The 13,559-nt window shown below is 67.0% G+C and carries 14 protein-coding genes; 5 read left to right on the top strand and 9 right to left on the bottom strand.

Annotated features, from left to right (window positions below):
• Window positions 1–23: 23 nt before the first annotated feature.
• A complete protein-coding gene (locus tag HLA98_RS08390) occupies window positions 24–1,355 on the bottom strand; it encodes an Nramp family divalent metal transporter (protein WP_057500461.1) in 1,332 nt (443 codons plus the stop codon).
• Window positions 1,356–1,472: 117 nt separating this feature from the next.
• Between HLA98_RS08390 and mntR the strand changes: the two genes are divergently transcribed.
• A complete protein-coding gene (mntR, locus tag HLA98_RS08385) occupies window positions 1,473–1,943 on the top strand; it encodes a manganese-binding transcriptional regulator MntR (protein WP_014037494.1) in 471 nt (156 codons plus the stop codon).
• A 114-nt stretch (window positions 1,944–2,057) separates the two neighbouring features.
• On the opposite strand, the gene HLA98_RS08380 is transcribed toward mntR, so the two are convergent.
• From HLA98_RS08380 to fabR, 3 genes are all read right to left on the bottom strand, one after another.
• Window positions 2,058–2,606, bottom strand: a complete 549-nt coding sequence (locus tag HLA98_RS08380; protein WP_057500460.1) for a thioredoxin-like domain-containing protein — start codon at window positions 2,604–2,606, stop codon at window positions 2,058–2,060.
• On the bottom strand, window positions 2,596–4,755 hold the full coding sequence (locus tag HLA98_RS08375; RefSeq protein ID WP_057500458.1) for a TonB-dependent receptor plug domain-containing protein: 2,160 nt from the start codon (window positions 4,753–4,755) through the stop codon (window positions 2,596–2,598). The genes HLA98_RS08380 and HLA98_RS08375 overlap by 11 nt, the downstream gene beginning before the upstream one ends.
• Before the next feature lie 277 nt (window positions 4,756–5,032).
• A complete protein-coding gene (gene fabR / locus HLA98_RS08370; RefSeq protein WP_005416927.1) occupies window positions 5,033–5,689 on the bottom strand; it encodes an HTH-type transcriptional repressor FabR in 657 nt (218 codons plus the stop codon).
• Between the two features lie 92 nt (window positions 5,690–5,781).
• On the opposite strand from fabR, the gene HLA98_RS08365 reads away from it, so the two are divergent.
• Both HLA98_RS08365 and HLA98_RS08360 read left to right on the top strand, forming a co-directional pair.
• Window positions 5,782–6,852, top strand: a complete 1,071-nt coding sequence (locus HLA98_RS08365) for a ferredoxin reductase (protein ID WP_057500455.1) — start codon at window positions 5,782–5,784, stop codon at window positions 6,850–6,852.
• Window positions 6,853–6,863: 11 nt separating this feature from the next.
• Window positions 6,864–8,012: a fatty acid desaturase family protein gene (locus HLA98_RS08360; protein WP_049448133.1), complete on the top strand. Its 1,149-nt coding sequence runs from the start codon at window positions 6,864–6,866 to the stop codon at window positions 8,010–8,012.
• Between the two features lie 5 nt (window positions 8,013–8,017).
• Here HLA98_RS08360 and HLA98_RS08355 read toward each other — a convergent pair whose 3' ends face one another.
• From HLA98_RS08355 to HLA98_RS08335, 5 genes are all read right to left on the bottom strand, one after another.
• A complete protein-coding gene (locus HLA98_RS08355) occupies window positions 8,018–8,353 on the bottom strand; it encodes a tetratricopeptide repeat protein (RefSeq protein ID WP_005409958.1) in 336 nt (111 codons plus the stop codon).
• Window positions 8,353–8,928, bottom strand: a complete 576-nt coding sequence (locus HLA98_RS08350; protein WP_057500453.1) for a flavin reductase family protein — start codon at window positions 8,926–8,928, stop codon at window positions 8,353–8,355. Before HLA98_RS08350 ends, HLA98_RS08355 begins: the two co-directional genes overlap by 1 nt.
• Complete coding sequence (locus HLA98_RS08345; RefSeq protein ID WP_057500451.1) at window positions 8,925–9,554, bottom strand: superoxide dismutase; 630 nt, start codon at window positions 9,552–9,554, stop codon at window positions 8,925–8,927. Before HLA98_RS08345 ends, HLA98_RS08350 begins: the two co-directional genes overlap by 4 nt.
• Before the next feature lie 402 nt (window positions 9,555–9,956).
• The gene (locus tag HLA98_RS08340) at window positions 9,957–11,477 is read right to left on the bottom strand and encodes a thioredoxin family protein (protein WP_057500449.1); all 1,521 of its coding nucleotides are present in this window, start codon (window positions 11,475–11,477) and stop codon (window positions 9,957–9,959) included.
• A 128-nt stretch (window positions 11,478–11,605) separates the two neighbouring features.
• Window positions 11,606–12,055: a GNAT family N-acetyltransferase gene (locus HLA98_RS08335; RefSeq protein WP_057500447.1), complete on the bottom strand. Its 450-nt coding sequence runs from the start codon at window positions 12,053–12,055 to the stop codon at window positions 11,606–11,608.
• Between the two features lie 66 nt (window positions 12,056–12,121).
• On the opposite strand from HLA98_RS08335, the gene HLA98_RS08330 reads away from it, so the two are divergent.
• Both HLA98_RS08330 and HLA98_RS08325 read left to right on the top strand, forming a co-directional pair.
• Window positions 12,122–13,057, top strand: a complete 936-nt coding sequence (locus tag HLA98_RS08330; protein WP_057500445.1) for a TIGR03571 family LLM class oxidoreductase — start codon at window positions 12,122–12,124, stop codon at window positions 13,055–13,057.
• A 125-nt stretch (window positions 13,058–13,182) separates the two neighbouring features.
• The gene (locus tag HLA98_RS08325; RefSeq protein ID WP_049448140.1) at window positions 13,183–13,494 is read left to right on the top strand and encodes a DUF3817 domain-containing protein; all 312 of its coding nucleotides are present in this window, start codon (window positions 13,183–13,185) and stop codon (window positions 13,492–13,494) included.
• Window positions 13,495–13,559: the final 65 nt, after the last annotated feature.

Here is a 13,559-nt window from a genome sequence, read left to right as displayed (position 1 = left end):
ACAGGCGTCCCTGGCATTTCGCGCTATGCGCCGCTGAAGGTATCCACCAGCAGTTTCACGTTCAACACCACGATCACCAGCGCGATCACCCAGGCGATGCTGCCCAGCCAGCGCGGGGCCACCAGCGCGCCCATCGTCACCTTGTCGGTCACGATCCGCACCAGCGGGATGATGGCGAACGGCAGCTGCATCGACAGCACCACCTGGCTCAGCACCAGCAGCTTCACCGCGCCCTGGTCGCCGAAGAGCATGATCACCACCACCACTGGAATGATTGCCAGTGCGCGTGTGATCAGTCGACGCAGCCACGGCGGCAGGCGCAGGTGCAGGAAGCCTTCCATCACGATCTGCCCGGCCAGCGTCGCGGTCACCGTCGAATTCAGGCCGGAGGCCAGCAGGGCGACGGCAAACAGTGTCGCTGCGGCGCCCACGCCCAGCATCGGTGCCAGCAGCTGGTGCGCCTGTTCGATGTCTTCCACATCAAAGCGGCCATTGGCATGGAACACCGCCGCCGCCAGGATCAGGATGCTGGCGTTGATGAACAGTGCGAGGGTCAGCGCGAGGGTACTGTCGGTCACTGCCCAGCGCAGGGCACTGCGACGGCCCTCGTCGGTACGCGGATAGGCGCGGGTCTGCACGATGGACGAATGCAGATAGAGGTTGTGCGGCATCACCGTGGCACCAATGATGCCGATGGCGATGTACAGGGCGTGCGGATCAGTTACCACCTGAGTGCGCGGAATGAATCCGCCCAGCACGTCCATCACCGGCGGTGCGGCCAGCGCGATCTGCACCATGAAGCAGCCGAAGATCACCATCAGCAGCGCGATCACAAAGGCTTCCAGCGCACGGAAACCGCGGTTCATCAGCAGCAGCACCAGCAGGGTGTCCAGGGCGGTGATGACCGCGCCCCACAGCAGTGGCAGATCGAACAGCAGTTTCAGTGCGATCGCGGTGCCGATCACCTCGGCCAGGTCGCAGGCGATGATCGCCGCCTCGCACAGCGCCCACAGCGCCAGGTTTACCGGTTTCGGGTAGCGCGCTCGGCAGGCCTGGGCCAGGTCCATGCCGGTGGCGATGCCGAGCCGCGCCGACAGCGCCTGCAGGATCACCGCCATCAGGTTGGAGATGAGGATGACCGACAGCAGCAGGTAGCCGAAGCGCGAACCGCCGGCGAGGTCGGTGGCCCAGTTGCCCGGGTCCATGTAGCCGACCGAGATCATGTAGCCCGGGCCGAGGAAGGCCAGCAGGCGGAACCACCAGTGCCCCTTGTCGGGCACCGCGACCGAGGCGTTGAGCGCGCCCAGGCTGGCCGGAGTGGAGGCCGAAGGGTCGCGGGGTGCCAGGGTGTTCATGGGTCCGAATATAGCTCCTGCTATAGTCATTAGCAATGTGAAACAATCGTCTTTATCGCGTTACTGGTCCAGAATTCAGGTTCAACACCGGATTACACCGGAAGGACAGGCGCAGGCGTGGGCAAGACCGACGATTCGACATCGCTGAAAAGCACCCCCTTGATCGAGGCCGAGCGCCAGGTCGAGAGCTTCCGGCAAGTGCGCGAGGCGCACCGGATGGAGCTGGTGGAGGACTATGTCGAGCTGATCTCGGATCTGCTGGCCGACGGCGGCGAGGCCCGCCAGGTCGACATCGCGACCCGCCTGGGCGTGGCCCAGCCCACCGTGGCGAAGATGCTGCGGCGGCTGGCCCGTGATGGCTGGGTGGTGCAGCGACCGTACCGCGGCGTGTTCCTGACCCCGGAAGGCGAGGCGCTGGCGCATGCCAGCCGCCAGCGTCATCAGACCGTGGAGCGTTTCCTGCTGGCGCTCGGGGTGGATCCGGATACCGCACGGCGTGATGCCGAGGGCATCGAGCACCATGTGAGCGAGCAGACGCTGGCCTTGTTTGAAGCGTTCGTGCGCAAGGCCGAGGGCGGGGCGCCGTGACGGTAGCGCCGGGCCATGCCCGGCGGCATTTCGCGCGATCCCGATTTTTGTAGAGTCGAGCCATGCTCGACTGCTGTTCGCGCGGTGATGGAATGAGTCGAGCGTGGCTCGACTCTACAATTCGGGCGGGCAACGGGCCTGCTGCTGCGCGCACGCCCGTTTCGCCCATTCCTTCAACACCGGCTGCAGGCCTTCATAGCGCCGGCCGTGCCAACCATTGGCCAGCACCCTGCCGTCGGCATCGATCAGTACCAGATTCGGCGGTGCCAGCCCGGCCAATGCCTGCAGCGCCGGCATGCGCGCGGCGCGGCGTGGGTCCAGCACCGGCCACGGCATGTCCTGCGCGTGCATGTAGCGGCGCAGCGCGGCCTCGCTTTCATCCAGGCTGACGTACACCACTTCGGTATCGGCGCCGGCCTCGCGCAACGCGTCGCGCACGCTGCGCAGCGTGGGTACGAAGGCGTGGCACGGTGCACACCAGTCGGCACCGAAGTACAGCGCCACCAGTTTCGGCGGCGGCGTCCACTGCATCGGCCGCAGCGAACGCTGCTCCGGCCGCATCAGCGAGGCCGAGACCTGCGCGTGCAGGTCCGCAGCCATCGCCGGTGAGGCCGGCAGCACGGCACAGGCCAGCAACAGCGCTCGTAGTGGATCAGAACGCATAGCGCAGGTTGACGTACCACGAACGCGCGAAACGCGGCCCATAGACATAGTCGCTGTCACGCAGCGCGCCCACTTCCAGGTCCTTCTGGCGCTGATCGAACACGTTCTTGACGCCTGCGGCCACCGACACTTCCTGCTGCGCCTGCGCGCCCAGATGCCGGTGCCAGCGCGCACCGAGGTCGGTGACCAGGAACGAGCGCGTGCGGTGCAACGCGCCCAGCCGGTTGTTCAGCACCGACATCGGTCCGGTATGGCGCAGCGCGACGAAGGTTTCCCAGGGCTCGGCGGGCATCCAGCTGAGCTGGGCCAGACCAGTCCAGCGCGGGGTCTTCAGGTAGTCGCGGCTTTCGATCACGGTGTCGCCACCATCGCCGGTGTCGTCGAAGATGCGCTGCGGTTCGCGGAAGCGCGAGCGGTACCACGAGGCACCGGCGGTCAGGCGCCACTGCGGCGAGGGTTGCCAGCCGAGGTTGGTTTCCGCGCCCAGCACGTTGGAGCCGGAGGCGTTGTAGCGCAGTTGGCTCAGTTGTCCGTCATCGCCACGCTGGATCTCGCCCAGCGCGAAGGTGTCGCGGATGCGTGCATAGGAGGCGGTGGCATCCCAGCTCCACACCGGATTGGCCGGGTCCGATCGCCAGTCGAAGCCGAACAGGGTGGTCAACGCGCGCTCCTCCTTCAGGCCTTCGGTGTTGCGCACGCGCACCTGCTCGCCGCCGAGGGTATCGACGTGCACATCCTCGACGAAGATCTCCGGTGCACGGAAGCCGGTGGCAATGCCCGCCCGCCATTTCAGGTTCGGGTTGGCCTGCCAGGCCAGCGCGATGCGCGGCGAGAACACCGCATTGTCCAGCTCCGAGCTCTTGTCCACGCGTGCGCCCAGCACCAGGTCGACGTTGTCGCGCAGGCTCCATTCGTCCTGGATGAAGGCGCCCAGGTTGTGGAAGGTCGCATCCTCCAGCACGGCAAGACGCCGGCCGTCACCGGTGCGGTTGTCGTCCCGCAGCGCCTCGTGCTTGTACTGCACGCCGAAGGCCAGCGCGTGCGCGCCCAGCCGCCAGTTCAACTGGCTGTCGATGTAGTGCAGCGGGTTGTGGGTGCGGCCGTACTGGCGCCACGAACGCGAGGCCGCGCTGCCGGCCACGTTGCGGTCCAGCTGCGAGGGGGCATAGCCGGGCGCGGACGGATCGGTGACCACGTTGCCAAGGCCGCCATAGAAACTGTCGCGATCGATGTCGGCGAAGGCGTAGGCCAGGCGGAAATCGACGTCGGCGTTGACTTCCTGATCCCACGACACGCTGCCTCGGCGGTATTTCGTATCCAGCGATTCGGCGATGTTGGCCAGATACTCGGGCTGGTCCAGGCGGTTGCCGCCGCGGCGGGTTTCATCGGTCACCTGCAGGTCCAGGCGCAGCCGCGTGCCCGGCGTGGGCGCGTACCAGGCCTGCAGCCCGCCGACCTTGAGGTTCTTGCGGGTGATCTCGGTGTAGCCATCACCGTTGTAGTCGATGCCGCTGTTCCAGTTGCGCTGGGCAATCACCGACAGGCCGGCGTCTGCTTCCTTGGCCAGCAGGTCCAGCCGCACATCGGCGTTCTTCTGCGGCGTGCCTTTCAGGACATCCACGCCGGCCTGCACATGGCCACCGCTGCGCGCCGGCAGCGGCGGAACCAGGTTGATCACACCGGCAACCGCACCCGGGCCGTACAGCGCCGAGCCACCACCCTTGACCACTTCGATGCGATCGACGAACCCGGCCGGGATCTGTTCCAGGCCATACACGCTGCCCAGCGTGGACAGTAGCGGAATGCCATCGAACAACAGCTGGTTGTAGGCGCCGGGCAGTCCCAGCAGCTGTACTTCGCTGGTGTTGCAGTTCTGGCAGTTGCTCTCCACGCGCAGGCCGTTGATCAGCTCGGCTGCGCGCGAGAAGTCGGTGGCCGCGCGCAGCGCGATGTCTTCCTTGCGCAGCACTTCGGTGCGGATCGGCACGTCCGACAGCAGGCGTTCGCTGCGGGTGGCGGTGCTGACCTTCACCTGCACGCGGTCCAGCTCGGTCGGTTTCGGAGTGGCGGCCAGTGCGGGCAGCGGCAGGGTCAGGGCAATGGCGGCGGCCAGGGGCAGCCGACGGATGAGGGGTGTGGCAACGGGCATGAGGGCGTCGTCCTTGGGGGAAGAAAGGCGGCGAGGGCGACCTGGCTGACGCATATGAAAGCAGTGGCTTATCAATATAGCAAGTGCTATATAACGAAGCCGCATCAATTCCGAGTGGAGCGCCGGCCGAGTCAGATCATGGGAGTGTTATAACATTACATATAACGGCTGCGACCCTGCCGGTGGTCATATGCGGAGGATGGAATTGCCGTGTGGGGCAGGGAGACGGAGTCAGAGCCCTTTCCTTGGAAAGGGATCCGACCCCGGGTACCGATCGTCAGCCGCGGCGGAATGCGGCGGGGGTACGGGCGCCGACGATGATCATGCGGATCATCGTGGAGATCTGTTCGACCAGTTCCGGATCCTTCTCCGGTGGCAGATCCATGGCGGTGGCGCCCATCGCGAACACCAGCCGGGTGATGGCCTTGGCCACCAGTTCCGGGGCATGCAGTACGGCGCCATCCAGTGCCGCCAGGCGCACCAGGTCGTGCTGCAGCTCTTCCTCGAAATAGTGCAGCTCGCGTTCGACCGCGTGCTTGAAGTCGTCCGAGCCGACCGCGCCTTCTCGCAGCAGTACGTGCAGCAGCTTGTCGTCGGCGCGCAGCTGCTCCATGAAGGTCTCCACCGAGACCCGCACCACGCTGGTGGCGGTGGAGGTGGCGCGTTGGCGGGCCTCGCCGATGATGGTGCGCAGCGAGCGGCCGGCTGCATCGATCAGTGCCACGGCCAGTTCGTCCATGTCGCGGAACTGCCGGTAGAAGCTGTTCGGCGCGATGCCGGCCTCACGAGCCACTTCGCGCAGGCTGAGCGTGGACAGGCTGCGGTGCGGCCCGATCAGTTTCAGGGCGGCGGCCAGCAGATCCTCGCGGCTCACCGTACGGCGGGCCGGGCTGTTGGCATCTTCGGGCGTCGACAAGACGGTGGCGGCGGCCATGGGGGTTCCGGTGGGGCGAGGCTGAATCATACCCAATCCGGTTCAATATACACATGTATACACAGGTGTATGTGCGCCCGTATAGTTCACCCATGAACGCTGTCGTCCGTCCGTCCCTGTTCTCTCCGTACCGCTGGGTCTCGCCGTCGCTGTTCGATTTCTGGGCGGGCCAGCTCAATCCCCTGTGGACCCTGCGCGAGCCGGTGGCCCGCCTGGTCCGGCGTGAGCCGGCCGGCGAGGGCGCGGCGACCTTGGTCCTGCGCACCAACCGGCACTGGGCCGGCATGCGCGCTGGCCAGCACGTCACCCTGGGCGTCGAGATTGAAGGACGCTTGTGGCAGCGCAGCTACAGCCCCACCGCACTGGGTCGGCGTGAGCTGGCGATCACCATCAAGGCGATCGAGGGTGGCCGGGTCAGCCAGCATCTGGTCCACCATGCGCAGCCGGGCGAACTGTTCCGCCTCGATGCCGCCTTCGGCGAATTCCATATGCCTGCCGCCGCGCCGGTGTTGCTGCTGGCTGCCGGCAGTGGCATCACGCCGATGCGCAGCCTGTTGCGCGACGCCTGCCAGCGCCCGCTGGCAGCACCGGTGGACCTGTTCTATTGGGAGCGCACCGCCGCCCACCTGCAGTTTCGCGATGAACTGCAGGCGATGGCTGCGGCGCATCCGAACCTGCGCGTGCATCTGCTGACCACCCGTGAGGGTCAGGCGCCGGCCGCGCGCATCGATACCCATGATCTGCAGGTGGCCGGTGATGACACGCCGCTGGCGCAGCGCCATGTGCTGGCCTGCGGCCCAGACGGCTTCGTTGCCGCTGCGCGCGAACGTCTGGCGCACCAGGTGGCCGGCTTCCAGGCCGAAGCCTTCACCCCGCCGGCGCCGCTGCGCGATGCCAGCAGCGAAGGTGAGGTGTCGCTGACGCTTGCGCGCAGTGGCCGTCAGCTGAGCGTGCCGCGTGGCCGCTCGCTGCTGGAAAGCCTGGAAGCCCATGGCATCAAGCCCAAGCATGGCTGCCGCATGGGCATCTGCAACAGCTGCAGCTGTGACCGCGTCAGTGGCGCCACCCGCCACCTGCGCACCGGCGACCTGCAGTCCGAATCGGCACAGCCGGTGCGGATCTGCGTGAGCGCGCCGACTACCGACCTGACCCTGGATCTCTGAGGACGCCTGCCATGACCCGCGCTACCGACCGTGCCCTGAGTACAGCCGAGATGCATGCCTTCGGTGAGGAACTCGACGCGATCCGCGACCGTGTGATCGGCAGCCTCGGCGCCTCCGATACCCGCTACATCCGCCGGGTGGCTGCCGCCGTGCGCTGGTTCGGCGTGGGTGGCCGCGGCCTGCTGTTCCTGGCGGCATTCTCGCCGCTGTTCTGGATGCCACTGCTGTGGCCGGCCGCGATCACCGGCACGCTGCTGCTGGCGCTGTCGAAGATCCTGGAGAACATGGAGCTGGGCCACAATGTCATGCACGGCCAGTTCGACTGGACCGGCGACCCCAAACTCAATGGCAATACCTACGAATGGGATATCGTTGCCACCGCCGACAACTGGCGCAAGACCCACAATTTCCGCCACCACACCTACACCAACGTGCGTGGCATGGACGATGACATCGGCTACGGCCTGCTGCGCATCTTCCCGGAGCAGCGCTGGAAGCCGTTCTACCTGCTGCAGCCGATCATCGCGCCGATCTTCGCGCTGCTGTTCCAGTGGGGCGTGGCCGCGCAGGACCTGCGCCTGGGCCGTTGGCTGAAGGGCCGCATCAGCGGCCGTGCGATGTGGATGCAGACCCGCCCGGTGGCGCGGAAAATGGCCCGCCAGGTGCTGAAGGACTACGTGTTCTTCCCGCTGCTGGCCGGCCCGTTCTTCCTCACCGTGATGCTGGGCAACATGGTGGCCAACGGCCTGCGCAACATCTGGACCTACGTGATCATCTTCTGCGGCCACTTCACCGCCGAGTCGGAAACCTTCCCGAAGGAATGCCTGCGCAATGAATCGCGCGGCCACTGGTACCTGCGCCAGCTGCGCGGTTCGTCCAACATCAGCGGCGGCTTCCTGATCAACGTGCTGTCGGGCAACCTCAGCCACCAGATCGAGCATCACTTCTACCCGGACCTGCCGGCCAACCGCTATGCGGCCATTGCCAAGGAAGTGAAGGACATCTGCCGCCGTTACGGCCAGCACTACAACAACGGCTCGCTGCCGCGCCAGTTCGGCCAGGTGGTCTGGCGCATCCTGCGTCACGCGTTCCCGAGCAAGCCGCGCCGCCTGCCGATGTCGGACATCATGTCCACACCGGCATCGGCCAACGCGGGCTGATCGACTCAGCCCGCCTTCGCCAGGTCCGCCTGCTCGCGGTCCAGGCGTCGCAGGAACACCTGCATTTCCTTGCGTGCCTGCTGGTCGCCCTTGCTGCCGGCCACGCTCAAGCCGCGTTGCCATGCTTCGCGCGCCGCCTGCGGCTGGCCGCTGGCCAGCCAGGCTTTGCCCAGCAGCTTCCAGGCGGCCGAGTATTGCGGATCAAGCACCACGCAACGGCCCAGATGGGTGGCCGCGCGCACCGGGTTGCCGGCATCCAGCCAGCCCTTGCCCAGACCGAAGCGCAGCAGCGCGCCGTCCTTGCCGGCCGCAAGCATGCATTCCAGGGCTTCGATGTTCATCAGCGCACCTCCACCAGCAGTTCGGTGGGGCCGGGCTGGAAGCGGCCCCGATGGAACAGCAGCGGCGCGCCGCCGTTCTCGTGCACTTCGATGATGCGGCCGGCCAGCAGCAGGTGATCGCCCACCGGCCACTGTCCGTGGCGGGTACAGGTGAGATGGGCGACCGCACCGGCGATGCGTGGCGGGGCGTTCTCATCGTCATCCAGCAATGCCAGGCCGTCGAAGCGGTTGCGCACCTGTGGATCGGCAAAGCGCCGGGCCAGCGCCTCCTGGTCGGCCGCCAGCACGCTGATCGCAAAGCGGGTGGCGCGCTGGAAGGTGGACAGGCTCTGCGCATGCAACGCCAGGTTCCACAGCACCAGGGGCGGCTGCAATGACACCGGCACGAACGAATTGATGGTGAGGCCGATGGGTTTGCCCTGCGCATCGCGTGCGCAGACGATGGCCACGCCGGTAGGAAAGTGGCCGAGCAGCCGCCGCAGGGCACGCGGCGGCATCTCGACCGACGGCACCGGGGCGGGGGCGGGGAAGACCCCCGCCCACGGCCCGGCGTACGGCAGTGTCTCGCCGCTCATGAGGCCCGGGCCTGGCGGTAGCGCCGGCCGACCTCGGCCCAGTTGATGATGTTGAAGAACGCACCGATGTAGTCCGGGCGGCGGTTCTGGTAGTGCAGATAGTAGGCGTGTTCCCAGACATCCAGTGCGAGGATCGGGGTGTTGCCCGACAGGCCGACGGCTGCGCCCATCAGCGGGCTGTCCTGGTTGGCGCTGCTTTCCACCTGCAGGCGGCCATCGCGATCGCTGGTCAGCCAGGCCCAGCCGCTGCCGAAGCGGGTCTGCGCCGCCTTGGTGAAGGCGTCCTTGAAGGCATCGAAGCCGCCGAGATCGCGGTTGATGGCGGCGGCCAGTTCATCATAGGGTGCACCACCGTTGGTGCTGAGTACGGTCCAGAACAGGCTGTGGTTGGCGTGGCCACCGCCGTTGTTGCGGACCGCGCCACGCTGCGCCTCGGGCACGGCATCGAGGTTGGCGATCAGCGCCTCGACCGGCTGTGCGGCGATGCCGGCCTGATCGATGGCGGTGTTGAGGTTGTTGACGTAAGTCTGGTGGTGCTTGCTGTGGTGGATCTCCATCGTGCGCGCATCGAAATGCGGCTCGAGGGCGTCGTAGGCATAGGGCAGCGGGGGAAGCGAGTACGACATCGAAGCAATCTCCGTGGGGAAGGCCAGAAGGCTGGCCGTGGGGAGATTGTTATCGCACCTCAACATTGGTTGAGGTCAAGGGGCGGCATTGAAATGCGTGCGCGTTCGTCGCTTTGATTCCTTCCATCAATCTCTGCAGGACTGCTCCCTGCGGCGGCGCGGAGACGGAGTCAAAGGCAAGGGCAGGAGCGGCATGGTAGTGCCGGCCGCTGGCCGGCAGACAGGCAAGGTCGGGTTGCCGGCCAGCGGCCGGCACTACCAGAACCCGCTTTTCGAACCTCACCAGCGCGCTGATGTGTTGCCCGTGGGTTTACGGCGTGCCCCGGCCAGCCCCTTCCCCCGCCACAACCGATATCAACAAAAGCGCCGGCAGACGAACCCGCCGCCAGCGCCTTCATCAACTCAACTCAACCAATCCTTGCACGCACCATCCACCTGGTCGCCGCACGCCTGCTGCATCCGCTGCTGCAGCCGCGCCAGTGTCTCCGCACCCTGGTGCTTGCCGCTCCATGTCTTCAACTGCCCGGCCAGGCGCTCGAAGCGCTGACGGGTGCGCTGGTGGTAGCCCGAAGGCTGTGCTTCCAGTTCGGCGATCAGCGAGGCGGTGGCCTGCTCGATGCGTGGTGCGTCGTCCGGCGCCAGCTTCAGCAGGCCCTCTACGTACAGCACGCCCCACTGCACGCGGGTGGCCGGACCCTGCGCACCGTCGTAGGCACGCTTCAACCACTCCAGCGCCCCGGCGGTATCGCCGCGTTGCTCGGCCAGTTCGGCCAGCTCGGGCATGTAGTAGTACGGCTGTTCGCTGCGCTTCAGCTCGGCCAGCAACAGCGCCTCGGCACCGGCGTCGTCGCCAACCTCGCGCAGGGCATGGACAGCGCTGCTGATCGTAGCCTGGCGCGCATGCGCATCGGTGGCGGCGGCATCGGCAGCGGCCACGCGCTGCTTGACCCGATCAACCAGCGGCGCGGGCAGTGCACCCTCGGGCTGCTGCTGACGGGCCAGCGACACTTCGGTCAGCGCGCGCGACAACGCGTCGTCGGCGCGGTCGCCGCGATCGGCGTCTGCCCGCTCCAGTGCGACCAGCAGTTGCTGGCCCAGGGTGTTGGACGTGGCCGGGCCTGTGCTGGCCTGCTTCACCAGGTTGGCGCCGGCATAGCCCAGCAACTCGCGGTTGCGGCGTACTTCGGCGGGCTGCGCCAGCACCGCCTGCAGCAGTTCGCGCACTTCGGTGGGCGAGGCATCGGGCTTTTCGGCCGTCGCCAAGGCAAGCAGAGCGAAGCGGCGCTGCAGGGCGGCATCCGGTGCCGCCTTGGACAGCTGGCGCAGCACGTCCTGGCTCCTGCGCTCGCCGGCCAAGCGGTTGGCGTCCACTTCCCAGCCGTAGTCGCCCAGCACCTGCCAGTCTTCGGCAGCCAGCTTGCCCGGCGTCGCCAGCGCTGTGGCCAGGGTGGCGGCAACAGCACTGCGGCGGCCTGCGGCAACGGTCAGTGCCCGGGTCAGTTCGGCGGCGTCGTTGCCGCCGGCCACGCGGGTGATTTCGTTGCGCTGTGGGTCCAATACGATCAGGGTCGGATAGCCGCGTACGCCGAAGCGCTCGCCCCAAGCCTGCGCCCCTTCCTCGTCGCCATCCAGATAGACAGGAACGAATTTGCTGGTCAGCGCGATGAAGGCCGGATCCTTGAACAAGCCTGCTTTGAGCTGGTTGCACGGCGGGCACCAGACGGCACCCCAGTACAGCAGCACCGGCTTGCCGCTGTCGGCAGCCTCGGCGAAGGCATCGTCGACATCGCCCTGGCGCCAGGCGATTGCCTTGGCCGGCGCGGGCGCCTCGGCGGAGTTGGCGGTGGAAACCGGGGCCGGGGTGCAGGCGCTCAGCGCCGAAGCCAGCAGCAACACGGAAAGCGCGACGCGCATCGGCAGCATCTCGAAGGGCAGGGTGACAGGCCATTGTAGGAACCGCCGGGGAGCCCGCTGATTCAGTTTGCTTATGACGGGCGTGCCGCAGGGCATGACGCCCGCCGGGCATTGCCGGGCATGCCCGGCGGATGCCTTCAGGCCGCTGCCCGCACCATCTGTTGATACACCAGCCCATTGAACTCGCCGACGTCGCCGTCCAGCACGAAGCCATAGCGCAGGTAGGTCGGTACTGCATTGAGCGAGGCGCGCACGGTCAGGACCGGCGCGCGCACCTGTGGAAGCACCGCCCCGAACAAAGCATGACCGATGCCCTGGCCCTGGCAGGCGGGATCGACGAACAACATCGCAAGGTGCCGACCCTCCTTCAGTTCGATCACGCCGACGACACGGCCGTCCTGCTCGGCCACCAGGATGTGGTTGTCGCCGTGCAGGCGCGCGCCGAACGCTTCGGCTGCGGCGACACTGCCGAAGGTGGCGATGCCGGCCGCGCTGAGCGAAGGCGCGACCGCCGCAGTGAATGCAGCCAGGCACACCGCACTGATCGCGGGCAGGTCATCGACGTGGGCAGGGCGGATCATCGGCATGCAGTGTTCTTCCGGTAGTGGGTGGCGCGTCATCGTTGCCGCAGGCCTGCACGCTAAGCTGGCGGCATGAGTGATTTCAATCCTGCTTACGCTGCCTTGTTTCCGCAACAGGGCCTGAGCCTGGGCCTTATGACGCCTGTCGCCGCGCATGGACTGGCCGATCCGCATGAGGCGCGGCGCATTGCGCGACTGGCCGATGATCTGGGCTTTGCCGCATTGTGGACGCGTGATGTACCACTGATGGTGCCGCAGGGTCCGGACGCGATAGCCAGCGCGCTGGATGACCCGTTTCTGTGGCTGGGCATGCTGGCTGCCGCGACCGATCGCATCGTGATCGGTAGCGCGGCCATCGTGCTGCCATTGCGGCAGCCGCTGCAGGTGGCGAAGTCGGCCTTGAGCCTGGACCGGATCAGCGGCGGACGGTTCGTGCTGGGCCTGGGTTCGGGCGACCGCCCGGAAGAATTCGCCGCCTTCGGTGAGGATCTGGAGGGCAGGGCGGCGACGTTCCGTGAGCGCTGGATGTTGCTGCGCGCGGCGTTGTCAGCGGAGGCCGATGAGCGGAGCGCCGTACTGCAGGCCACGGGGGGCTTCGACGTGCTGCCGGCGCCGGCAGCGCGCATTCCGATGCTGGTGGTGGGTACCGCGCGGCAGAGCCTGCAGTGGATCGCGCGCGAGGCCGAAGGCTGGGCCACCTATCACCGCGAGGAGGTCGCGCAGGAAGGACGCATCGGCCTGTGGCAGCAGGCGCTGGCGCAGCGCGGCGGACCAGGCAAGCCGTTCGTGCAGTCGATGCTGCTGGATCTGCAGGCGGATCCGCAGGCGCCAGCCGAGCCGCTGCCGCTGGGCCTGAAGGTTGGCCGCGATGGCCTGCGTGACTACCTGCTGCGCGTGCATGCGCAGGGCGTGGCGCATGTGATGTTCAACCTGGTCGACAACGGGCGACCGATGGACGCGGTGCTGCGCGAGATCGGGGAGCAGGTTCTGCCGTACATGCTCCGGTAGGTGTCCACCTGGGTGGACACGTTCCAGCAGTCGAGCACGGCCCGACTCTACATGAGGTTCGCATCTGCGTATCATTCGCATTTGATACCCCGATGCCGGAGCTTCGCGTGACCCAACGTTCCCCCATGCACCCGACCGGACGTCTGTTCGCCGCGGTCGCTTTCATCGAGGCTGTGACCTGGGCCGGCCTGCTCATCGGCATGTGGATGAAGTACGGCCCAATGGCCAGCGTGGCGCTGGTGAAGCTGTTCGGGCCGCTGCACGGCGTGGCCTTCCTGGTCTATGTGGCAGTCACCCTGTTTGCGGCGGTTCGCCTGCGCTGGCCGTGGTGGGCCAGCGCCCTGGCGCTGCTGGCGGCGATCCCGCCGCTGGTGACGCTGCCGCTGGAGTGGTGGTTCAAGCGCCGTGGCCTGCTGGGCCTGCGTGCGATGCGCTGAACCCGCTGTTGCATGCCCATTCAAGAGAATGGGTATCAAATGCAAATACGAGCCGTTATCATTTA

This window comes from Stenotrophomonas africana (assembly GCF_013004645.1).
Taxonomy (GTDB): Bacteria; Pseudomonadota; Gammaproteobacteria; order Xanthomonadales; family Xanthomonadaceae; genus Stenotrophomonas; species Stenotrophomonas africana.
Note: the sequence above shows the minus strand (reverse complement) of the source record. Positions and strands in the feature narration are given on the sequence as shown.